At 34.5% G+C, this 24,460-nt stretch carries 20 protein-coding genes; 13 read left to right on the plus strand and 7 right to left on the minus strand.

The annotated features are described in order from the left end of the window. Positions 1–109: 109 nt before the first annotated feature. Positions 110–2,542, plus strand: a complete 2,433-nt coding sequence (locus HNP25_RS07595) for an alpha-L-rhamnosidase-related protein (protein ID WP_184132789.1) — start codon at positions 110–112, stop codon at positions 2,540–2,542. 65 nt (positions 2,543–2,607) lie between these two features. On the opposite strand, the gene HNP25_RS07600 is transcribed toward HNP25_RS07595, so the two are convergent. Further along, positions 2,608–3,303 carry an XRE family transcriptional regulator gene (locus HNP25_RS07600; protein ID WP_184132792.1) on the minus strand — a complete coding sequence of 232 codons (696 nt, stop codon included), beginning with the start codon at positions 3,301–3,303 and terminating at the stop codon, positions 2,608–2,610. Positions 3,304–3,567: 264 nt separating this feature from the next. Here HNP25_RS07600 and HNP25_RS07605 point away from each other — a divergent pair, with 264 nt between their 5' ends. Together HNP25_RS07605 and HNP25_RS07610 are read left to right on the plus strand one after the other, a co-directional pair. Beyond that, positions 3,568–3,741, plus strand: coding sequence for a hypothetical protein (locus tag HNP25_RS07605; protein WP_184132796.1), 174 nt, complete (start codon positions 3,568–3,570; stop codon positions 3,739–3,741). 108 nt (positions 3,742–3,849) lie between these two features. Next, positions 3,850–4,740: a glycerophosphodiester phosphodiesterase family protein gene (locus HNP25_RS07610; RefSeq protein WP_184132799.1), complete on the plus strand. Its 891-nt coding sequence runs from the start codon at positions 3,850–3,852 to the stop codon at positions 4,738–4,740. A gap of 74 nt (positions 4,741–4,814) precedes the next feature. Here the strand turns inward: HNP25_RS07610 and HNP25_RS07615 are convergent, their stop codons facing one another. Then, complete coding sequence (locus tag HNP25_RS07615) at positions 4,815–5,321, minus strand: hypothetical protein (RefSeq protein WP_184132801.1); 507 nt, start codon at positions 5,319–5,321, stop codon at positions 4,815–4,817. Between the two features lie 136 nt (positions 5,322–5,457). On the opposite strand from HNP25_RS07615, the gene HNP25_RS07620 reads away from it, so the two are divergent. From HNP25_RS07620 to HNP25_RS07650, 7 genes are all read left to right on the plus strand, one after another. Continuing rightward, the gene (locus HNP25_RS07620) at positions 5,458–6,582 is read left to right on the plus strand and encodes an AAA family ATPase (RefSeq protein ID WP_184132804.1); all 1,125 of its coding nucleotides are present in this window, start codon (positions 5,458–5,460) and stop codon (positions 6,580–6,582) included. A gap of 2 nt (positions 6,583–6,584) precedes the next feature. Then, positions 6,585–7,496, plus strand: coding sequence for an HNH endonuclease family protein (locus tag HNP25_RS07625; protein ID WP_184132806.1), 912 nt, complete (start codon positions 6,585–6,587; stop codon positions 7,494–7,496). Between the two features lie 54 nt (positions 7,497–7,550). Further along, a complete protein-coding gene (locus HNP25_RS07630) occupies positions 7,551–9,893 on the plus strand; it encodes a M1 family metallopeptidase (protein WP_184132808.1) in 2,343 nt (780 codons plus the stop codon). Between the two features lie 344 nt (positions 9,894–10,237). Continuing rightward, positions 10,238–11,419, plus strand: coding sequence for an aminotransferase class I/II-fold pyridoxal phosphate-dependent enzyme (locus HNP25_RS07635; RefSeq protein ID WP_221432430.1), 1,182 nt, complete (start codon positions 10,238–10,240; stop codon positions 11,417–11,419). Positions 11,420–11,435: 16 nt separating this feature from the next. Then, positions 11,436–12,059: a dethiobiotin synthase gene (gene bioD / locus HNP25_RS07640; protein WP_184132811.1), complete on the plus strand. Its 624-nt coding sequence runs from the start codon at positions 11,436–11,438 to the stop codon at positions 12,057–12,059. Then, positions 12,025–13,389, plus strand: a complete 1,365-nt coding sequence (gene bioA / locus HNP25_RS07645) for an adenosylmethionine--8-amino-7-oxononanoate transaminase (protein WP_184132814.1) — start codon at positions 12,025–12,027, stop codon at positions 13,387–13,389. The genes bioD and bioA overlap by 35 nt, the downstream gene beginning before the upstream one ends. Before the next feature lie 335 nt (positions 13,390–13,724). Beyond that, on the plus strand, positions 13,725–15,479 hold the full coding sequence (locus HNP25_RS07650) for a family 43 glycosylhydrolase (RefSeq protein WP_184132817.1): 1,755 nt from the start codon (positions 13,725–13,727) through the stop codon (positions 15,477–15,479). A 69-nt stretch (positions 15,480–15,548) separates the two neighbouring features. Here the strand turns inward: HNP25_RS07650 and HNP25_RS07655 are convergent, their stop codons facing one another. From HNP25_RS07655 to HNP25_RS07670, 4 genes are all read right to left on the minus strand, one after another. Beyond that, positions 15,549–16,334 (minus strand): hypothetical protein, encoded by a 786-nt coding sequence (locus tag HNP25_RS07655; protein ID WP_184132820.1) that lies wholly within the window; start codon positions 16,332–16,334, stop codon positions 15,549–15,551. Between the two features lie 30 nt (positions 16,335–16,364). Further along, positions 16,365–17,135, minus strand: a complete 771-nt coding sequence (locus HNP25_RS07660) for a nucleotidyltransferase domain-containing protein (protein WP_184132822.1) — start codon at positions 17,133–17,135, stop codon at positions 16,365–16,367. 273 nt (positions 17,136–17,408) lie between these two features. Continuing rightward, positions 17,409–19,244 carry a P-loop NTPase fold protein gene (locus HNP25_RS07665; RefSeq protein ID WP_229202816.1) on the minus strand — a complete coding sequence of 612 codons (1,836 nt, stop codon included), beginning with the start codon at positions 19,242–19,244 and terminating at the stop codon, positions 17,409–17,411. Between the two features lie 194 nt (positions 19,245–19,438). After that, a complete protein-coding gene (locus HNP25_RS07670) occupies positions 19,439–19,849 on the minus strand; it encodes a hypothetical protein (protein WP_184132826.1) in 411 nt (136 codons plus the stop codon). Between the two features lie 253 nt (positions 19,850–20,102). Here HNP25_RS07670 and HNP25_RS07675 point away from each other — a divergent pair, with 253 nt between their 5' ends. Continuing rightward, positions 20,103–20,846, plus strand: a complete 744-nt coding sequence (locus HNP25_RS07675) for an ABC transporter ATP-binding protein (protein WP_184132828.1) — start codon at positions 20,103–20,105, stop codon at positions 20,844–20,846. A 238-nt stretch (positions 20,847–21,084) separates the two neighbouring features. On the opposite strand, the gene HNP25_RS07680 is transcribed toward HNP25_RS07675, so the two are convergent. Then, on the minus strand, positions 21,085–22,197 hold the full coding sequence (locus tag HNP25_RS07680; protein ID WP_184132829.1) for a hypothetical protein: 1,113 nt from the start codon (positions 22,195–22,197) through the stop codon (positions 21,085–21,087). A gap of 138 nt (positions 22,198–22,335) precedes the next feature. Between HNP25_RS07680 and HNP25_RS07685 the strand changes: the two genes are divergently transcribed. Both HNP25_RS07685 and HNP25_RS07690 read left to right on the plus strand, forming a co-directional pair. Continuing rightward, positions 22,336–23,571 (plus strand): M16 family metallopeptidase, encoded by a 1,236-nt coding sequence (locus HNP25_RS07685; RefSeq protein WP_184132830.1) that lies wholly within the window; start codon positions 22,336–22,338, stop codon positions 23,569–23,571. Positions 23,572–23,714: 143 nt separating this feature from the next. After that, on the plus strand, positions 23,715–24,296 hold the full coding sequence (locus HNP25_RS07690; protein ID WP_184132832.1) for a peptidylprolyl isomerase: 582 nt from the start codon (positions 23,715–23,717) through the stop codon (positions 24,294–24,296). The last annotated feature ends 164 nt before the right edge of the window (positions 24,297–24,460 follow it).

Raw genomic sequence — 24,460 nt, forward strand, 5'->3', positions numbered from 1 at the left:
TATTTTGTTTACAAATTTTCTATTATTTATACAAAAAAATACCCTGAATTGTCTGTAATTCAACAATAAATAATAGCATTGCTCTTCCATTTTTATAAATAAATAATCCATGAAACTTTTCAAGAACACAGTACTTATACCCGCAGGATTTGCTTTATTAAGCATTTTTCTCACGGATTGCAGTCAAAAAACTTCCTCGAATCTTAGCTTATCAAAAGCTCTTTCCACAGTAGAAAGTATCAAAGGACGCAAAGAATATTTGAATTCTCCTTATGTGACGGCTGGTGATAGACTTTACATAATTGGGCATCAAAACGGACAATTTCCAGATTTGGGCTGGCACGTTACAGGCGAAATGGGTGGCATTTGGAATCATCCGATAAAATTAATGGATGGTTTTACAGCTACGATTTCCGAAAATGGAAATACTGTTTGTTTGTCGCAAGCGGATGAATTTGTGAATTTTCCCTTTGCGAACAAACTTACTTATCAATCGCCAATAAAAGGTTTGTCAGTTGAACGATTTCAGTTTGTACCAGACGGACAAGAAGCCGCCGTTATCGAATACACTTTTCATAATACCGAAGCAGTCAGCAAAACATTCACGTTTACTTTTGAAGGCTACACAGATTTACGTCCGACTTGGTTAGGTGAAAGAACCAACATGATTGACGGAAAAGACGAAGCCACTTGGGACGAAACTACCAAAACTTGGGTTGCAAAAGATGCCCTCAACGACTGGTTTGTGATGTTTGGTGGGGCAAATGCTGAAAAAGTAAATTCATCTGAAAAAGCCAATTGCGATTATACTCCACAAGGTCAAGGTTGTCGAGCAGCCTTGAAATTTACTTTTACGATTCCTGCCAACAGTTCCAAAACCTTGCCTATTACCATTGCAGGTTCGTATCAGTCAGCTCAAAAAATGAAAGATACTTATCGTTTTGTACAAGCCAATACCCATAAATTATTGGCAGAAAAAAAAGCACGTTATGAAAGTATCGAACAAAAAACTCGTTTGACGATTCCCGATAAAAAACTTGAACAGGCTTTTCGTTGGGTGAAGTACGATACCGATTGGCTGATTCGTGATGTACCCGAAATTGGTCGTGGACTTTCAGCAGGTTTGCCCGATTATCCGTGGTGGTTTGGGGTAGATGGAGAGTACGCTTTGCAAGGTTTAATTGCCACAGGTAGAAAAGATGAAGTATATAGTGCGATAGATTTGATTCATAAATTGTCAGAAAAAGCGAGCGGCAATGGCAAAATTCTGCATGAAGTTTCTACGAATGGAGCTGTTTTTAATGATGGAAACGTCAATGAAACACCACAATTTGCTTCTTTGATTTATAAAGTATATCAATGGACAGGCGACAAAGAATTTTTAGCAAAGTATTTTCCAACGATAAAAAAAGGCTTGAATTGGTTGATGACCAAAAATGATGCAAACGGAAATTTATTTCCTGATGGTTTTGGAATGATGGAAATCCACGGGATGAATTCTGAAATGATTGACGTGGCTGTTTATACTCAAAAAGCTTTTGCCGATGCCGCTGAAATGGCAAAAGTAATGGGCGAAAATACGTTGGCAAAAGAGTACGCCGAAAAAGCCTTGTTGATTCGTCAGAAAATTAATAAAGATTTTTGGGTGGCAGATGCCAATTCCTTTGCCGACTTTATCGGAACAAGAGAACAAGCCTTGCATTTGGTGGACGATGCCATCATCAGAGCCGATACTTTAAAGAAACCTTGGGCAGTAGAAGAATTGAAAACAGCCAAAAATAAAATTGAAGCCTTACCTAAGGGTGCTTCACAAGGCTTTGTTTTGCACCACAATTGGGTGGTGAATACGCCAATGGAAATGGGCATTGCTGATACTGATAAAGCCATTATCGCCTTGAATACAGCCAGTAAATTTGTAAGTCCTTTCGGCGTTTTTGTAACTGGAATCGACCGTGACGAAACGGCTGGAAAAGATGAAATGCCAACTTCGCTCAATCGTAAAATCTTTACTTATACAGGTGCAGTAATGACCTTGCCGACAGGAGTTTTGGCGATTTCAGAAAATAATTATGGTCGCCCAGATGCGGCTTTGGGTTATTTGAACCGTATGACAAAATCTTTCAGTTTTGCTTTGCCCGGTTCTATTTATGAAGTATCGCCCGATTATGGTATGGTGGCTCAGGCTTGGAATTTATACAGTTTTGGCGTACCGATTGTACAGCAATTCTTTGGAATTCAGCCTAATGCGGCAGAAAAAACGATTGTGATTCAGCCACAAATGCCGAGTACTTGGGATAATGCAAGTTTAGAAAACGTTAGCGTTGGCGATAATGAAATTTCTATTTATTATCAAAAAAATGGAAAATCTATTACGCTAACAATTGAACAAAGTAAAGCCGATTGGAAACTCATTTTAGCTTTTCCGAAAGGAAAATATCAGCAAGTCATAGTAAACGGAGAAAAGGTAAAAACAACAAGCGATATAAAGCTTGATTACATTGAAAGCAAACAAAAAAGTATCAAATTAAACGCAACTGAATAAACAAAAACGCTTTGTCTTTGAGTAATCAAGGACAAAGCGTTATTCCAATATAGTAAAATCAACTATTATAAAGGATATTTTGAAGAGTAATAACCCACAAATTTCCAAAGTTCTTGAATATCATCTCCCAAAACTGGATAAGGTGCATAATGCTCATTAGTTGATTTCAGCACCAATACATTCATCTCAGCTAAATAATTAAACACTTTTTTAAGTACTATCCCTTCACTCCTAGTCACTACCACACAAACCGTTCCATCTTTCACGGCTTTCCAATTTTCGATATACTCTGCAAATACTAAAGAACCCTCTCTTAAAGGAAGCATTGAATCTCCTTGAATCGGGAAAACTCTATACTTTTTATCTTTCGCTAAAAAAGGCACATTAAAAACTGGCAAATTACTGATGTAGTCCAAATCTCCATAGCCATTTACATAACCAGCCACTGCTTTGATAGGCACATATTCTATATTATCTTCATTATCAACGCTAACCGTAGTGGTCAAAATTCTCAAGCGTTCTTCTTGTTTGGGTTCAGGTCTTTTTACTGAAAGGTCAGTCTTCAATAATTCATCAATATTAACATTAAAATACTCCGACAATTTAACCAAATCAGTATAGCGAGGTTCAGCCCTGCCGCTTTCATAAGAACCCAAAGTTGACTTTTTAATCATTAATTCATCAGCCATTTTCTCTTGTGAAACCTTACCTTCGAGGCTTTTGCGTAAAAATTGTAGATTTTGACTAAAAAAAGTATCCATAAATTTGGTTTTTAATTTTTATTTTGAGTAAATTTATTCATCAAATCAAAACGAATATGTTTTGTAAAAATATAAAATTTAGTCAAATATTCAAAACGAATACTTTTTTTAATCGTAAAATGTTTATTTGACACGTTTTCAAAGGAAATCTTAGCGAAAAAGGAATTGAAGGGATATTTAGATTTCGTAGAATAATCAAAGATTTTAACAGTAATTATTTTAATCAATCCATAAACTTCTTGCAAAAGAAAAGATTCCAAGGTCATGAAAACTAAAACTAAACTTTTCACTTCTTACGATTTAATCAAAGCAATAGAAAGAGCAGCCAATTTTATTGATGCAGGTAATCATCAAGTTGTATTAGATAAATCAGAAGTATTGCCTGATAAAAAAGGTTATAGAGTAACGATTAAATATCATTCCTTTGCTCGTAACTAAGCTCAGATTATGTTTTAATACAATCATAATTTGTATTTAGATAATCAGGTTTTAAAGTAAATTACTTTTGTTTTCTCAAACATCAATAATTTACCTTTCAACAGACTGATGAAAAAATACATTTCACTAACATTTTGCATATTATTCGTCTATACACAAATGTTTGCTCAAGATTTCGACCTTGAAGGACATCGTGGTGCAAGAGGATTAATGCCCGAAAATACCATTCCAGCTTTCAAAAAAGCTTTGGATTTGGGTGTTACCACCTTAGAAATGGACGTTTGTATTTCTAAAGATAAAAAAGTCGTGGTTTCGCACGAACCTTATATGAATGCTTTGTACGCAACCAAACCCAACGGCTTGGAAGTAACAAAAGCCGAAGAAGCAAGCTTGAATTTGTATCAAATGACTTACCCCCAAATCAAGCAATTTGATACAGGTAAACGTGGGAATGCCTTGTTTCCTGAACAGGAAAAAGTAGCAACGCACAAGCCTTTATTATCGGAGACGATTAAAGCCTGCGAAGCTTATATCAAAGAAAAAGGCTTGAAAGCCGTTCGATATAATATTGAAATTAAATCGGAAGAAAAAGAGTATGGAATTTCTCAACCTGAAACGGTTGAAGAATTTTCTAATTTGGTTTATCAAGAAATCATTAAGTATTTACCCGCCAACAGCGTCATTTTACAAAGTTTTGATTTTAATGTGTTAAAATTCTGGCACAAACAGATTGAAACCAAACAATATCAAAACATTGCCCTTTCTGCTTTGGACGAAAAAACTAATCCAGAAAAAGCTTTTGAAGAATTAGGCTTTTTACCAAGTTTTTATAGTCCATATTACAAAACACTCACCAAAGAACAAGTACAATTTTGCCATGAAAAAAATGTGAAGGTTGTACCTTGGACGGTCAATACTTTGGAAGATATGAAAAAAATAAAAGCTACTGGCGTTGACGGTTTAATTACCGATTATCCAAACCGTGCGAAAGATTTATAATTTAACTTCTGAATATCCTCATAACAAAATAGCTCGGTGGATGCCGAGCTATTTTTGTTATAAGTATTTAATACCTAAGCGAATTGAAATGCTTCTTCTTGTTTGAGTGAAACCTCTTTAGGTTCTTCATTCATAAACGATAAATCTATTTTTACTTTCGGAAGTAACTCATCTTCTAGCAATCTTGCCCACTCGTTCATATAAAGGACAACATCTTTACAAACGTTGTGATGTAATTCATAACGCTTTTCAACAGGAATTCTAGCCAAAACTTTTTTATCAGAAAGGCGTTCCAAGTTTTGTAAATCACTTGTTGTCAAACCATAATTCAATAAATCAGCGATGAGTAAATCCATAGGCAAACCACTTGTCGGGCAGAACTCCTCTACCTGTTCACGCCAGTCGCCACGTCCTTGCATGGCAAATTGATGGATTTCGGCTTTAGTCAATTTCGTAAGTTCTTGCGCTAAATTTCCGCAATTACAACTACCCATGTGTCCCCATTGATAAGTTGCACCCTTCGCCAACTTCTCAGCCGTTCTACGAAGAGCATTGATTAATTCTGCATTTGCGTGTGCCATGTTGATATGTTTTTAATTTTGTTAAAATCTATTCTAAGATAAACATTTTCTAATGCGAGGATAACCTATCGTGCAATAAATTTGTTTTAGACTTGCTTTTAAATTTGTAATTTCGGTAAAACAAAAATCTATAACCATGCAACCAATCGCATTAAAATCATTTCATATTAAAAATTACAGAGGAATTATTGATACACAAATTGATAATATTCCTGATAATACACAATGGATTTTTTTAACAGGTGAAAATGGGTTTGGGAAGACTTCTGTTTTGCAGGCGATATCGGAGGGGTTGGATGACGCATATTATAGTGATGCCTATGAAACTGAGCCAAATAAAAACATGAAGGTTAATACACAAATAAATTATGAGGATGGATATGTATTATTGTTAAATGATGGTACGATTAGAGAATCATACGAATCTCACTATGTTGCTTATGGTTCAACAAGATTAAGAGTTTCAGCTGGTACTTCAAACGAAGTTTTAAGCAAATATTCTTCAACTGAATCTCTTTTTTCTAACGAAGTACTTTTAGTAAATGTAGAAGAAAATTTCAAAGATTGGCAGAATAATTATGAAAAAGGTTATGTCCAACTTCAAGATATTTTTAAAGCTTTACTTCCGAGACTGAAAGAAATCAAAGTAGAATTTGATGAAAAAGTTAAAAAAAGTAAAGTTAAGTACTACGAAATAGACGATGAAGAAAATCAGTTTGATAATGGTGTTGAATTTATAGATTTGGCAGCAGGTTACAAAAGCATCATTGCAATGATTGGTGATATGATAAATAGATTGAATCAAATGCAGTATCGTGAAAACTTTAACGATTTAACAGGCATTGTCTTAATCGACGAAATAGAATTACATCTTCACCCCAAATACCAAAAGCTTTTTGTAGAGAAACTCACAGAATTATTTCCTAAAATTCAGTTTATTGTTTCAACTCATAGCCCAATTCCTTTGTTGGGAGCACCCAAAAATTCAGTTATTATCAATGTTTCCAGAACGAGAGAAGAAGGTATCAAAGCAGAATTATTGGATATTGATTTTAGCGTACTTACGCCCAATACGATTTTAAGTTCACCAATTTTTGGTTTTCAAGACTTAATTCCTGATAGTAAAAGTAATGACAAGATGATTAGGACGGAGGATACTTTTGCAGAATTAAAATTCAATGACCAATTAAAAAAGGACATCAATACTTTTTTAACCAAAGAAAAACAGGAGGAACTACTAAGAATCATTAAAGCTTCATAATTATGCGATTCATAAAAAGAGACTGGAATGATAAACCTGCAATTCTAACTAAACAATCTACTCTTGATGCTTTGACAACTTTAGTTTCATTGCCTGAAACAACAATTAAAGATAGTATTTATAGAGGTACATATAAAAACGAACAGAATCTCACAAAGTCATCTGTAATTGATAAACTCAATATTTATTATCATCATAAATGTGCTTATTGTGAAACTTTGAGTACGCCTGAGGTTGAACATTATAGACCCAAAAGGTCGGTAGAAGAGGAGACTTCACATCGTGGATATTACTGGTTAAGTTATGAATGGTCTAATCTACTCCCTGCTTGCCACGATTGTAATAAAAGAGGTAGTAAAGGAACACGCTTTCCGATAAATGGTGATAGAGTTTTTATGCCTCCTTTTAATGAAAATGGTACTATTGACTTTTCTAAATTTAAGGTTGATACTGAGGTTTTATTAAATGAACGTCCATATTTACTTCATCCAGAAATTGATAATCCTACTAAATTTCTATCTTTTGAAAGAGACTATAAAAATGATGGTATAGCTATATGTGGTATTGATATAGAAGGGGAAAGAGGTAATAAAACAATAGAAATCTGCCAACTAAATAGAGAACCGTTAAAGATTGCGAGAGGAAAACTAATAGACAATATAGTTTTAACAATAAATCTTTGTTTAAAAATGTTAGACTTAGGTGAAATAGGAAATATTAAGAAAGGATTAATAGAACTCTTTAAAATTGAAAAAGAGAAAAGTATTGACATAACTCAAGAACACATCTTATTCCGAACGTTGATAATAACCAATGAGGAGATATTCGAGCAAATAATCCTATCAAAATTAGAGCTTAGTCAACAATCAATCGTCAGTGAAGCATTCAAAGCCTATAAAAATGGCGATTTGTAAGTTTTTTCACTAAATTCGTACAGTAAATCTATTCACTTCAATCTAAAAATCAACATGAGAGGTAGCTTAAAGCTCATTACTGGTTTGTTGGTTGCTGCTTGTTCACAAATGGCAACGGCTCAACAAGCACCCACCAACCCTTACAATGGCAACAAACGTTTTGAACAATTAGAAACAATTTTACCAACTCCAAACTCTTATCGTACTGCTTCTGGTAGCCCAGGTAAAGAATATTGGCAACAACGTGCGGATTATGACATCAAAGCGGAATTGGATGACGTAGAACGCAAAATTACGGGTACTGAAACCATTACTTATTTCAATCAATCGCCTGATGAATTGCCGTACTTATGGTTACAATTAGACCAAAATTTATTTCAAAAAGATGCTATTGGAGCAAACACAAAAACTGGCGGAATTGCAGGACAAGCGTCTTTCCAACAGTTCAAAGATTTAACTGATAAAAAACAGTATGGTTACAATATTTTATCGGTGAAAGATGCCAAAGGAAATCCTTTGAAGCATACAATTAACCATACCATGATGAGAATTGATTTGCCAACGCCTTTAAAATCTGGTGCTTCGGTTTCATTCTCTATCGACTGGAATTATTTAATTACTGAATATTACGGTCGTTCAGGTTATGAGTTTTTTGCCAAAGATGGTAACGTAAATTACTTCATCGCTCACTGGTTTCCACGCATGGCAGTTTACAACGACGTTTACGGCTGGCAACACAAACAGTTTTTAGGGCAAGGTGAATTTACCCTTACTTTCGGAAACTATAAAGTGGCTTTAACCGTACCAAACGACCACGTAGTAGGTGCTTCGGGTGAATTACAAAATCCTGCACAAGTACTTTCTGCTGAACAATTAAAACGTTTGGAAAAAGCAAAAACTGCTACTCGTCCTGTATTAATTGTTTCGCAAGAAGAAGCTGAAAAGGCTGAAAAAGGCAAACCAACAGGTAAGAAAACTTGGATTTTCAAAGCAGATAATGTTCGTGACTTTGCTTTTGCAAGTTCTCGTAAATTTATTTGGGATGCCATGCAAGTAGATGTTGAAGGCAAAAAAGTGTGGGCGATGTCTTTATATCCAAAAGAAGGAAATCCACTTTGGGGACAATACTCTACGATGGTGGTAGCTCATACGCTTCGCTCGTATTCAAAACACACCGTGGCGTATCCTTATCCAGTGGCTTATTCTTGTCATTCTACCTCAGGTGGCGGTATGGAGTATCCGATGATTTCATTCAATGGCGGTCGTCCAGAAGCTGATGGTACTTATTCTGAACAAGTAAAAGCTGGTATGATTGGCGTAATTATTCACGAAGTAGGTCATAACTTTTTCCCGATGATTATCAACTCAGACGAGCGTCAATGGTCATGGATGGACGAAGGTTTGAATACTTTCTGTCAATATTTAGCAGAACAAGAATGGGATAGAGATTTCCCTTCTCGTCGTGGCGAAGCTCAGTACATTGTTCCTTACATGAAAACTGACCCAACGCAACAAGTACCTATTATGACAAACTCAGAAAATATCATGGCTTTTGGTCCCAATGCTTATGCAAAACCAGCCACAGCCTTGAATATTTTGCGTGAAACTGTAATGGGACGTGAATTATTCGACCATGCTTTCAAAGAGTACGCTCGTCGTTGGGCATTCAAACAGCCTTATCCTGCTGATTTCTTCCGTACAATGGAAGATGCTTCTGGTGTTGACTTAGATTGGTTCTGGAAAGGTTGGTTCTACGGTGTTGAACCAGTAAACCAAACGCTTGAAACCGTAGAATGGTTTGGCATTGATAATGTTGACCCTTTGGCTAAAAATGAAGCTGCGAAAAAAGAGGCAGAAGCAAAACGCCAAACGATGAGTAACATTCGTAACAAAACGGATATTCCTAAAACGGTGGTTGAAGAAAACCCTGACATGAGAGATTTCTATAACTCTTACGACCGTTTTGCTACTTCTGAAGCTGATAAAAAGAAATTTGAGCAAACAATGGCTTCACTTTCTGATGACGAAAAGAAATTGGTAAATTCAAACAAAAACTTCTACGTATTAAACGTGAAAAATAAAGGAGGTTTACCAATGCCAGTAATTGTAAAAGCAAATTACGAAGACGGAACAAGCGAAGTATTTAGATACCCTGCTGAAATCTGGCGTTTGAACGACAAGGAAATTAAAAAAGTAATTCCTACGGATAAAAAAGTAGCGAAATGGACATTAGACCCATTCTTGGAAATTGCTGATATCGAAACTGAAGACAACGTTTTCCCAAGAGAACCAGAACAACCAAGTCGTTTCCAAGTATTCAAAGGACAACGTCAAGCTCAACCAAACCCAATGCAACAACAACAAAAAGCTGGAGCAGTGCAAGGTGCGAAGAATTAATTTTAAGATTTTTTCTTAAAATATTTCAAAAACGTTAAAAATACTTGAAAGTTTGACTTGATTTACTTCAACACTCAAACAAGTAAAAAATCAAAAAGCCATGATAAATTCAATTATCATGGCTTTTTTTGTTGTTATCCTTTATTTTTTCTAAACCTTAGACAAAAAAGTTGCCCAGACGGAAACCATCTGGGCAATCTTAGTAAATAGTTCTACACCTATTAACTGCGAAGTTAGATAAAAAAGTGGTATGATGTCAAGTGTTTTCTTAAAAATTCTTAAAAAAATTTCAAAATCAACTCAAATTCTGAAAAAATGACGGTCTAAAGCTTTTGTAACTATCTTTGCAGAAACAAACAAATCGCTTAGTGAATACTTTAGCAACACGCATTGAAGACATTCTTGAAGAGAGAAAGAAAGAAGCTCTTTTTCGCTCTCTTCGTACTACAGAAAATTTAATTGATTTTTGTTCGAATGATTATTTGGGTTTTGCACAATCAGAAAAACTCAAAACTGCCATTCATCAACAAACTATGGATGGGAATTTTCCAACTGGCGCTACAGGTTCAAGATTATTGGCAGGAAATACAGCATTTGTAGAGGATTTAGAAAAACAAATTGCCAATTTCCATAAAGCAACAGCAGGATTAATTTTCAATTCAGGTTATGATGCCAACGTTGGCTTACTCTCGTCGATTCCACAAAAAAATGATGTATTAATTACCGACGAGCTGATTCACGCCAGCATGATTGATGGTGCAAGATTAAGCTACGCTACTCGCTATAAATTCAAACATAATGATGTTGAAGATTTAGCTAAAAAGTTAAATAAAATTGAAGAAGATAAAGCCAATAATCTTGCTTTAAAAAACATCCAAGTATTTGTAGCCATCGAATCTGTTTATTCGATGGATGGCGACCTCGCTCCTCTTGCTGAAATCTGTCAGCTTTGTTCAGAATTTGGTGCCAATCTAATTGTCGATGAAGCACACGCTACAGGCGTTTTTGGAAAACATGGCGAAGGTTTGTTGAACGAATTGAATTTAGAAGATAAAGTTTTTGCCAGAGTAATTACTTTTGGCAAAGCATTGGGCTGCCACGGAGCGATAGTTTTAGGAAGTAATTCTTTGAGAGATTATTTAATCAATTTCGCTAGGGCTTTTATTTATACCACTGCCGCACCAATTCATAGTCATATCAGTGTAAAATGTGCTTACGATTTGATGCAATCAGCTAGTTTTTCTAATCAAAATTTACATCATCTAATTCAATTCTTTCAAAAACAAGCAAGTTTACATCCAACGATTGATTTAATCGCAAGTACTTCTGCTATTCAATGTATTCTTATTCCCGGAAACGAAAACTGTAGAGCCGTGGCGGGTACTTTACAAGCAAAAGGCTTGGACATTCGTCCAATCGTTTCGCCAACGGTACCAAAAGGCAAAGAACGTTTAAGAATCTGTCTGCATGACTTTAATACAGAAGCAGAAATTTTACAGATTTTCGAAGTATTGAACAAATTATAAATTAAAGTATTTATTCATGAAACAACAATATATCATAGCAGGAATCGGAACCGAAATCGGTAAAACTTTTATTTCAAGTATTTTAACCGAAAGTCTCGAAGCCGATTATTGGAAACCCATTCAATCTGGTGCTTTAGATTTCACCGATACCAATACTGTCCAACATTTAATTACTAATTCAAAAACTGTTTTTCATCCAGAAGCTTATCGCTTAAACGAACCTCTTTCTCCACACGCAGCGGCGGCGATAGATGGCGTTGACATTGAATTATCTAAATTTGAATTACCAATTACAGACAATAATTTAATTGTAGAATTAGCAGGCGGTTTAATGGTTCCTTTAAACGAGAAATCAACCAATATTGATTTAATTAAGCAATTAGCACTTCCTGTTATTTTAGTTTCTAAAAATTATTTAGGAAGCATCAATCATACTTTGCTTTCAATTGCAATACTAAAAAGTAACAATATCGACATCAAAGGAATTATTTTTAATGGTGAAAGTAATCCCTCTTCTGAGGAATATATCTTGAATTACACGCAAGTAAAATTGCTAGAAAAAGTAGCTCAAGAATCAAACATTACTCAAGAAACCGTAAAAAAATATGCAGAACATTTCAGAAAAACATTTTGTTATTGATGAACATCTGGAATATCCAGTTGAGAATATCCAAAACCCAGTCATCAGTAGTTTGAGTGAGCGAGATGCAAAAGTACTCTGGCATCCATTTACACAGCATCAAACTGCTCCTTTTTCTATTCCCATTGTTCGAGCTGAGGGCGTTTATCTTTTTGATGAAAATGGTAAAAGATACATTGATGCCATTGCTTCGTGGTGGGTGAATTTACATGGACATTCGCATCCTTACATTGCACAAAAAGTAGCTGAACAGTTTCTGAAATTAGAACAAGTAATTTTTGCAGGATTCACCCATGAACCTGCTGTACATTTGGCAGAGCGATTGTTAGAACTTCTGCCCAAAAATCAGCAAAGAATATTTTATTCCGATAATGGCTCTACTTCGGTAGAAGTAGCGATGAAAATGGCTTTTCAGTATTTTCATAACCAAGGAATTACGAAGAAAACTAAAATTATCGCTCTTGAAAATGGCTATCACGGCGATACTTTCGGAACGATGGCAGTTGGAGCAAAAAGTGCTTTTACAGCTCCTTTCGACCCATTTCTTTTTGAAGTAATATACTTGCCAATTCCTTTGAAAGGTCAGGAAACAGCAGTGTTGGAAACCATGAATGCACTGATGAGTCAGTCGGATGAAATAGCAGCATTTATTTTTGAGCCTTTGATTCAAGGTGCGGGGGGAATGGTCATGTACGAACCCGAAATCCTTGAAAAATTATTAACGATAGCAAAAGAAAATGGTATTTTGACCATCGCCGACGAAATCATGACGGGCTTTTATCGCACAGGAAAAATGTTTGCTACTGATTACTTGACGGTAAAACCAGATATTTTTTGTCTTTCAAAAGGATTAACAGGCGGTGCAATGGCTTTGGGCGTTACTTCTTGTACACAGGCGATTTATGAAGCATTTCTTTCTGATGATAGACGCAAAACGCTTTTTCATAGTCATTCATTTACGGCTAATCCATTGGCTTGTACAGCTGGTTTAGCAAGTTTGGATTTGTTATTGAGCGATGAAACGCAAGCACAAATCCAACAAATCAATACTTTACACAAAGGTTTTAGCCAGAAAATAGCTAAATCATTACAGCATAAAATTGCAGATATTCGTTTGAAAGGTACGATTCTGGCAATTGAAATTAAAGTATCAGAAGGCACTTCATATTTTAGCAATATGCGAGACATCGCTTATAATTTCTTTTTGGAAAAGGGAATTTTGATGCGACCGCTCGGAAATGTAATTTACTTGCTAACGCCTTATTGCATTAGCGAAGAAGATTTGAGCTATATATATGCTTGTATCGAAGAGTTTTTGGAGGAGATTTAATAGAAACATGAGTCATCCCGAATTTTAAAATCACAAAAAAGCGGTCGAAAAACTAATTTCGACCGCTTTTTTGTGATTGATGAACAACGAATTCCTACTGTTTGAGCGAAGCGAGTTTAGGAATTCTTGATTTTTTTGTTACTTTTTGCATCAAGGCAAAAAGTAAGGACGAGAACCAATCCAAAAAACATTGAAATCTTTTAAAATTCACTTTTTCAAGAGAAAATTCGGGATGACTCATGTTTTCTTTTATAGATAAAGTCACACAGAACAAATAAGGATAAATCCATTCTTGTTCTTCTTTAACTTCTATCCAAATTCAATCAAAAACATATATGAAAAAGATTTTACTTGTACTGCTTTGCTTTGCTTTTTCCTCTTTAGCTTTTGCCCAAAATTCTAATCAAAAAACTTATTGTAATCCCGTTGATATTGGGTATCGTTACAATTTTGAGCAACTAAATGAAAAAATTTCCTATCGCTCGGGTGCTGACCCTGTGATTATCAATCACAAAAATGAATATTACCTTTTTGTGACGATTTCGGGTGGTTATTGGCATTCAAAAGATTTAATCAACTGGAATTATATCAAGCCAAGTATGTGGCCAATGGAAGATATGTGTGCTCCTGCGGCTTTGTCGGTGCGAGATACTTTGTACTTGTTTCAATCTACTTTTGAACAACGCCCGATTTTATTTAGCACTGAACCCGAAAAAGGTAAATTACAATTTTACAATCGTTGGTTGCCTCGTTTGCCTCAGTACATTGGCCCTTGGGATCCTGCTCTGTTTTATGATGAAGAATTAGATAAATGGTATATGTATTGGGGTTCGTCGAATGTGTATCCAATTTTTGGAGCGGAATTAGATAAAAAACGAAACCTTACTTATGCTTCTACTTACAAAGGTTTAATTTACCTCGACCCTAAAAATCATGGTTGGGAACGTTTCGGTCGTGACCACCGAGATACGATTAAACCCTTTACAGAAGGTGCTTGGATGACCAAACACAGTGGAAAGTATTTCTTGCAATATGGAGCTCCCGGCACAGAATATAATGTTTATGCCAATGGTACTTATATTGGCGATAATCCCCTCGGCCCTTTTACTTATGCACCTTACAATCCCATTTCTTATAAACCAGGTGGATTCTTGACGGGGGCTGGTCATGGGAATACTTTCCAAGATAATTATGGGAATTATTGGAATACTGGCACGCCGTGGATTGCCGTCAACTGGAATTTTGAAAGAAGAGTAGCCATGTTTCCTACTGGTTTTGATACCGATAATCAGATGTTTGCCAATACTCGATTTGGTGATTTCCCCCATTTTTTACCGACTAAAAAATGGACACAAAAAGATGAATTATTTACGGGTTGGATGTTACTTTCTTATAAAAAACCTTGCACAGCTTCTTCTGTAAAAGATACTTTAGTGGCGAATAAAGCCACCGACGAAAACCCTCGTTCTTTCTGGGTTTCCCATACCAACAAAGCAGGCGAATGGCTCACGGTTGATTTACAAAGTGTACAAGAGGTAAAAGCTTTACAAGTAAATTTCACCGATTATAAATCTGATATTTTTGATAGTAACGAAGAAAGTGTATTTGCTCAATTCAAATTCTATGCTTCAAATGATAATAAAAATTGGCAATTGATTTACGATAATAGCAATGAACCTAAACGTGACCGTCCCAATGCTTATGTGGAATTACCTCAAGCAGTAAAAACTCGCTATATCAAGTATGAAAATATTCATGTACCGATGCCCAATTTGGCAGTAAGTGATATTCGTATTTTTGGAAATGGAACGGGCAAAGTTCCACAAACGCCAAAGAATTTAAACGTGAAACGTCAAGCGGATACTCGCAATGCTGATATTACTTGGGAAAAATCTTCTAATGCTGTTGGCTATAATATTTTGTGGGGCATTGCTTCAGATAAATTATATCAAACGTATCAGATTTGGGCAGATGCTCCCAGCAGTTTAGAATTAAGAGCATTGACCGTCGGACAAAAGTATTTCTGTGCTATCGAAGCATTTAATGAAAATGGTGTTTCGGTACTAAGTGAAGTAAAAGAAATAAAATAGTAGCACGGCTTTCCAAGCCGTGTATTAAATAAATGCCGTTGCTAGTGCGACACGAGCAACGGCAAAGATTTACTTTTTCACTTTTGCATAATACTTTTCTGCTATTTCAAGAAGCTCTGATTCACTTTTTGCCCCTGTTGCTACCTGTTCCATCTCTACTGAGAAAGCTACAAGTTCAGCCATAGCTGTACCACTATCTGGCGACCAAATTTGCCCTGCTCTTATTCCAAACCCATTTTGAAAAGTTGAAAAAATATATGTTTCTCCATCAAAACCAAGTCTTCCTAAAAGCCTTGCTTCCTTCCCATTTATTATTCGATATTCGACTTTAGGATATTTAGTCTCGTTGATTACTCTAAAGAAGATTTCTCCTAGAAGTATCGCTAACTTCTTATCAATCTCTTTTTTAGATTCAATTCTTTCTACTTTTGTATTTTTGTTTTGCTTAATAGTTTCTAATTGTCTAGTAAAGGTTCTTGTCGAAAGCACGTAAGTATCTTTTACCTTATCAACACTTATTACTTTTTCTGGAGAAAATGAAGCTAAAACAAATACCCTTGCTAAAGGATTATCATCATATCCATCCAATAAATGTACTCGTTTCAGAGAATAAGACTCGTTTTGAGAATTAAAAGAAGTTAAATAGCCATTTACAGGCTCTAAATGTTCTTGTGCTTTTGCTACTTGACTAATTATCATAAATAGGCTTAAAAAGTAGCGTAAATTTATTTTGCAGGACATAGTTATAAAAGTTTTTTTGAGTGTACTTTGAGTAATTAATAATCGTAAAAAAAACTTGCTTATTACTCTCTTGCCATTACCCATATCCTCACGCACAACTCGCTTGTTGTTCATTAGATACAAGCAACGACAAAACTAATTTCTTTAACCCCACACTTCATTGATTGTTTGTTTAAATAATTCGTCAAGCAAGGCGGTATTTGGTTGGTTGGTTTGTTCAAACGATTTTATGTAGTTGTTATAAAAATCTATTTTCTGTTCAAGGAAGTCATTAAGTATTTGAATTTTAGGTTCTTCGTTTAGTTCTTCTCCTGATATTTTTCTGAATAGTAATTCTTGAATAGCTGTTTTTACATTTTGGTCTGTTACTTGGCTATCAACAAGTATCTTAAATTCCATTGGAGCCATGGTATTTGTTTCCATAATCCAGTCACAAGCAAGTATCGGTCGTAATACGTAAAAGTATTTTTTAGTTCTTACCATATCTTTTAATAAATACGTTTGATAATTCCTCTCAGCCATGTGCAAGTAATGATGCAAACAAGATTTAGGGTTAAAAAACGCTTTGGTAAGGTCACGGAGTTTTTCTGCGGTAGAATATTGTTGTAAGTACACCATTGGACTTCTCAGCCACTCCAACATTGGTGGATTTGATTTTCTAAAAAGTCGCAATGCTTTTTTGAGTTCCCAGCCTGCAAGGTCTATATCGTTTGGTAAAATTTCTTCTTGATTATCTCTTTCAGCATCAATTTTTAGATACCAATCTAGTTTATGAATGTAAATATATCTTACGTCCCAATCACTATTGGTAGAGGCAAAACCCCAAGCCCGACTACCACTTTCAACGGCATACAAAATTTTGATGTCGTGCTGAATTTCAAGCCTTAAAAGTTCTTTTTTTATTTCCTCCGTCATTTTTTGTATTACTTATTGATGTATTTGACTATTTGCTAAAGTTGAGTACCTTGCTTGTTGCTTACGTGACACGAGAAACGGCAGAAGAAAAAAATAGTAGCACGGCTTTTCAAGCCGTATATTAAATAAATTCCCTAAATAGCTCAAGCATAAGGCTTGAATTAGGCATCCCCGACTTTTTTTAATTCAGTTTCAAACTGAATTAGTTTTATCTAAGTCTAATTGACGCTTTGCATAATACTTGAACTAGTGGAGAAACTGGCACGTTAAATATTATTTATTCTTTGTTTCTTTTAGATGTAAACATATTTTTTGTAAAGTTTCAAATAAGGTTTTCAATAAAAACTTCCTTGGCTGTTGCAAGATACCGTTGTTATTTATAAAATTGTTTAAATTTTCTTTCAACATAAACAGACTTTCAAAATCTTCAAATAAATACTCTCCAATATTTTTAGATTTATATCTACTGTTTAACAGTTCTGTAAAATTAAATATCTGTTTATTTGAAGTTTGTGTAATAGCCTCGAAAAGCAACTTACTATTCACATATTGAAAAAGTTCTTTTGAATATTTTTGTTTTTCAAATATTGACTCCAAAGCAAATTCATCATTTTTAATTATGCTATTAATTAATTTATTACTGTCGTCAATATATTGTCCTTTTTTGATTTCAAGATGAATATTTTCTACAATTGCTTTTATTCTAGTTACCTCTGGATTATCATCACCAAAATGTAATAAATTGTCCAATACTTTATCATTAATTTCTTTTCGAGACTTTGCTATATCAAGACCTTCAAGTAATAACTTATTTATTTCCTCATTTGATTCAACTATTAGATTATTTTCCGAGAAAAAATAAAAAAAATTAGCTATTTGGACATAGTCATAAATAGTATATTTACCTTCTTTTGCAAAGTTTAGAACACTCCAAGTTAACTTTTTGAAATCATCATCGGATAATTCCCGAAACTTGTAGTTTAGTAATGTTCTAAAATCTTGAATTTCTTGTGATATTATTTCTGGATAACGCTTATTAATTTCGGCATTGAGGTCTGAAAGTTTTATATAACCTGAAAGTATGAAAGAATAAATAGATGGATAATAAAAATAATTTTTAATCCTATTTTCTAAATAGGTTTCATAAAAACCTTGTGCATAAGTTTTGACTTTATCTTTTCCACTTGAAGACTCTCTTATTGTTTGAGCAATATTTAATGAGTAATAATGTTCATTAATTTCATCAATCCCATTTGGATTTTTATAATCTGATGAATTTAAGTTTCCTTTTTTGAACTCAAAAGATATGATTGCTGTAAAAAGAATTATTTCTTGAATATACTTTTCTTCCACATTTTTAAAGACTGGAAATATTCTTTCTAAAATATCTAAGTAAAAAGAAATTACTCTAAGATTGTCTTGTTTATATTCGGTTAATATATCAATCAAAGTAGGTTCATGAATTATTAAAAAGTTATAAAAACCATTTTTATCTTTATCATATTTTTTAAATAATTGTGGCAGTATTTCTCTAATGTTTAATTCAAAATTTAAAACACGACCAATGACCTTTTCTTTAATATTGTCATATCCTTTTTGAGAAACATCAATATTATTTTCGTCTGCAAGAATAATTGTTTTTAATTTTTTATGTTCAACATAATTATTAATAAAACCTAGTACTTCTTTTACAGGCATTTGACAACGTTCTAAATCATCAAAACATATTACGTAACTAGAAAAATCAAGAGAATCAATACTTACATCTTTAAAAATGTCCGTTAGACTAGTTTTTAAATAATGCTTACTTACTTGATTTAAAACATTAGTTAAAAGTGTTATTAAATTTTTTGTTCTTGTATCTTCTTGTTTGCCAATAAATGGTAATAGTTTAATAAAAAGTAGATGTTCAAGATTTTCAATTTTACTTATCCCATTTAATGACAGATAAACAACCTTAAATTTATTATCTTCTGCAATTTTACTTAAATGGTACTTCCAAAAGAATGTTTTTCCACTTCCCCACGTTCCGTTTAACAAAACGGCATACTGAGTTTCTTTAGTCTTTAAATAATCACTAAAAATTATCTTTATATCCTCCGAATTCATAATTTCCAATTAAGCAAATTTAAAACCACCACACCAATGTCTGTTATATTCTTATTTACATATTCTAAATATTAACTTACTAAAATCATTCACATTCCCCAAATCATCAATCAATTCATTTTCAAAAACTTATTAAACGGTATTATAATTTTATCTTGTGATAAATATACAATAGACATTAATGCTTTTCGAGCTTAATTTGAGTGCTTCACAAGTTTAACTCTCACACTTTCAAAGTTCATTGAGGGCTTCACAAGTTTAACTCCCATAATTTCAAGGTTCTTTGAGGGCTTCACACGTTGAACTCCCACACTTTCAAAGTTCTTTGAAAGCTTCACAAGTTTAACTCCCACACTTTCAAAGTTCATTGAGGGCTTCACACAATTAACTCCCACACTTTCAAAGTTCATTGAGGGCTTCACACGTTTAACTCCCATACTTTCAAAGTTCTTTGATGGCTTCACAAGTTTTACTCCTATAGTTTCAAAGTTTTTTGAGGGCTTCACACGTTTAACTCCCATAGTTTCAAGATTCTTTGCGGGCTTCACACGTTTAACTCCCATTGTTTCAAGGTTCGTTGAGGGCTTCACACGTTTAACTCCCATAGTTTCAAGATTCTTTGCGGGCTTCACAAAGTTATTTCCCGCCTTTGCTTCTTCATTAGCGGGCTTTGCAGGATGCTCTTTGTGCTTTGTAATCTTTTATTAATTCTCTTTGGGTGGTGTTGGTATGATATTAGAGGGGAATTTTACTTTATAAAGTGGTGTTGAGCTATTTGGACAGTGATTTGTTGAAGAGATACAGAAAATATATAGCGTATCGCAACGAATTTTGTAAATTCGGGAAAGATTTGAATCTATGATTGAGATAAAAGACATTAGAAAAGCCTTTAATGGGCGAGATATTCTACTTGGTATCAATGGCGAATTTAAGCCTGGCGATACTTCATTAATCATTGGTGGAAGTGGTACAGGTAAAAGTGTATTGCTAAAATGTATGATTGGTATTGTAAAACCTGAACACGGACAAATTTTGTATGATGGGCGTGATTTTCATAATTCTGATGAGGAAGTGAGAAAAACGATTCGTCGTGAGATGGGTGTTTTGTTCCAAGGTGGTGCTTTATTTGACTCTAAGACGGTGTTGGATAACGTGAAGTTTCCTTTAGATATGCTTACCGACATGACTGAGGAGGAAAAAATAGAAAGGGCTCAGTTTTGTTTAAAACGTGTGGAATTAGAGAACGCTGGTGCAAGGATGCCTTCGGAGGTTTCGGGAGGGATGAAAAAAAGAGTGGGTATTGCAAGGGCAATTGTGATGAATCCTAAATACTTATTCTGTGATGAACCAAACTCTGGGCTAGACCCGCTGACTTCTGTTAAAATTGATGAATTGATTAAGGAAATTACGGATGAGTTTAATATTACGACCATCGTAATTACCCATGATATGAATTCGGTTATCGGGATTGGTGAGAAAATTATGTTCCTTTACAAAGGGCTAAAGGTTTGGGAAGGCGACAATAAGAACATTCGTACTTCGGCTGTGCCAGAATTAAATGAGTTTATCTTTGCTAATAAACTTTTGCAGGAGATGCGTTAGGTTTTGTGACTTTAGGACTTGAAGACGTAAGACTAAAAGAGACAAGATTTTTGAAATAAAAAATTCAAAAAGTTATTGGTAGCGGTAACCCTAGCGGTTACCGTTTTGATTTATTTTCCAAACAAAAACGGTAACCGCAAGGGTTACCGCTACAATTATCTTTGTATTAGATAGACCAAAAGTCCTGTGTCTTTCATCTAGCATCTTTTAGTCTTCAAGTCCTAAAGTCTCAAAAAAATCAATCCAAAAGGGCTTTTGCTTCTGCAATCGTTGCTTTGTATTCTGCTAATTTTGAAGCTTTTTTGGCATATTCTTTCATTTTACTGTGCTGTCCTCCACGTTTTGCGATGCGTGCCAAAGCTAAATAAGCTAATCCGTGATAATCTTTGGTGAAACGCTCGTCGTAAGGCATTTTTACTCCTTTTTGTAAGTAGGCCTCCGCTAGTTTATCGTCCTTTTTATCTTTCTCAGCAATCAAACCTTTAAAAATTGTTCCCGCACACTGAAACATCACTCCTTTTTGCTTTAAAATTTTGTTAGCAATGTCATCTGCATCATTATGTTTGCCTAAGGCAGTCAAGAAATCCATTCTTTGCATTTGAAAGAGTAAATTATCAGGATATTTTTCGGCAAGTATAGTATTGTATTGTAATGCTTTTGCTGGATTTGCTTCATATTTCATATATACATAACCTGCATAAAAAGCTGCTTCTGTTTTTACAAAAATGGTTTTTCTGGTTGCCAAATCTAACTGTTGTAAACCTAGTTTTTTGTTGCCATCGGCAAACATCCAAATCACTGATTTTATTACTGGATGCGTTTCTGGATATTCTATTCTGTAATAATTATAAATACCCGACGAATACAAAAACTCTGGTTGTTTTTCTGTTAACGCTAAGCCTTTCTTTAAATGCGAATAGGCTTTTTTGGCAACACCAACGGCTTTCATAAATTCTTGGTTATCGGCATCATAAGCGGCTAAGTAACCCAAAGTTGCTAGTTCAAAGAAATTGGCTTCAATGTCTTCATCGTTTTTATCTAACATTGCCTCCGCTAAAGCTCTACTTTGATTCAGATAAGCTAAGTATGTTTTTTGTTGATTAGGAAAGTCTTTCAAAGGAAAATATTGTAATTCCGTTTGAATTGCCATTAAAGTATAAAACACAGGATGTTGTGGATGTCTAACTTTTAGTTTACTAAAAATCTCTGCCGATTCTTTAAAATCATACGAATACATTTTATCCAAACCTTGAGAAATTAATTGGCGAGTGGTGGCATCATTTAATATTTGAGCTTTACTTTGAAGAAAAAAGCCTAATGTAAGTGTTACTAAAACAAATATTTTTTTCATATTGGAAGTTTAAATAAATAAAGCGAATTGAATTTTAAGCATTTCACACACAATAGAAGTCCTAAATACTTACTTTTGTCCTGATAATTTTTAATTTTTCGTTAATATAGACGATTATTTGTTACCTAACATTGATACATGATTTCATACGATTATTTTATACTAGACAACGGACTTAAAGTCTATGTTCACCAAGATTATTCCACCCCTATTGCTGCTGTCAACATTATATACAATGTTGGCTCTCGTGATGAAGAAGAACACAAAACAGGTTTTGCACATTTGTTTGAACACCTGATGTTTGGCGGTTCTAAAAACATTCCTTCTTACGATACTCCACTACAAAAAGTAGGTGGTGAAAACAATGCTTTTACTTCTCCAGACATTACCAACTACTATATTACACTTCCAGCGGTAAATATTGAAACGGCGTTTTGGTTAGAATCAGATAGAATGTTATCATTATCATTCGACCAAAAGGTTTTGGATGTACAACAAAAAGTTGTGATTGAAGAGTTCAAGCAAAGGTATTTAAATCAACCTTATGGCGATGTTTGGTTGAAACTTCGTCCACTTGCCTACCAAGTTCATCCATATAAATGGGCAACCATTGGGAAAGAAATTGCACATATCGAAGATGCAGTAATGGATGATGTTCGTAGCTTTTTCTATAAACATTATCTTCCCAACAATGCGATATTAGTAGTAGCAGGACCAATCAGTGTGGAGGAAGTAAAGCAATTAGCCAAGAAATGGTTTGAGCCTATTCCAGCAGGAAAGCTGAGTCCTAGAAATTTACCGCAAGAACCGATTCAAACTGCTTCAAGATTTTTAGAAGTAACAGCAAAAGTGCCTTTGGATGCAATCTATAAAGTATATCATACCCAGGGACGACATGATGTTGGTTACAATGCAGTAGATTTAGCAAGTGATATTTTGGGCAGAAGTAAATCTTCAAGATTGTATGAAAAATTGGTAAAAGAACAACCCATTTTTAATTCAATCAATGCTTATGTTACTTCTTCGCTAGACCCAGGTTTGATGATTTTACAAGGAAATCTCAACAAAGGAATCAGTATTGAAGAAGGCGATGCGGCAATTCAGGAAGTATTAAATGATTTCTTGAAAAATCCAGTTTCAGAAGAAGAACTAACAAAAGTAAAAAATCAGGCAGAATCTACTTTAGTATTTTCGGAAGTAGAATTGTTGAACCGTGCGATGAATTTAGCTTTTGCCTCCAACGCTGGCGATGTTGAATATGCCAATTTAGAATCTAGTAAGATTCAAGCCGTAACAGTAGATGATATTAGCCAACAAGCAAACCGAATTTTAACCAAAGAAAACTGTTCGACGATGTACTATCGTGCAAACTAAGGCTGTGTGCTATGGCTTTCGGTCATCAGAATTCAGCTTTCGTTTTTTTACTTATGAAGAACTGTTAAACTATATGAAATTGAGCAATAATTTGCTTGAACAATGACATCAATAACGGTTAAACAGATAACAGCTATAAAACGATGAAACGTATCATCTTCTTCTTATTTTGTATTTCATTCATTTCATGTAAAAAGGACTTGCGTTTATTTGACCAAGACCCAAAAACGTTTTTGATACAATACGGTACAGAAAACCCTGAGACGAAAGTAAAAGTACATACCGTAGGCGGAGATTTTGTAATCAAACTTCATACTGAAACACCTTTACATCGGGCTAATTTTATCAGAAATGTAAAAGCGGGTTATTATGTAAGTAGAATGTTTTATCGTAATATTTACCGCATGGGCATACAAGGTGGAGGTGAATATATGGATCAATTAGATTTTTTAGTACCTCCAGAGTATCGTCCAGAATTTACGCATAAACGTGGAGCAGTAGCGATGGCTCGTTATGATGAAGGCAATCCAGATAGAGCTTCTTCACCTACAGAATTTTATATTATCACTAATGAAGCCGAAGCTCGTCAACTGAATGGACTTTATGTTGTTTTTGGAGAAGTAATTGAAGGCATGGAAGTTGTTGATGCCATTCAAGCAGGAAAAGAATACAACGAACGCCCAGCCATTCCAGTGTTTTTTAGGATTGATGTGGTGGAAGAGTAAATAGCTTTGAGCCCTGAGCTATGAGTTTTGAGCTTTGAGTTGCTATTCAAAAAAATCTCACAGCTCATAGCTCATATCTTGCAAAAGATTTTTATTTGCTTAAAAAAGTACAATTTTGTATTTACTTCAAAATGGGATAAAAAAGTAATCTGTCATATCGCTAA

The sequence above is a fragment of the Arcicella rosea genome (genome assembly GCF_014204325.1).
GTDB classification, from domain to species: Bacteria; Bacteroidota; Bacteroidia; order Cytophagales; family Spirosomataceae; genus Arcicella; species Arcicella rosea_A.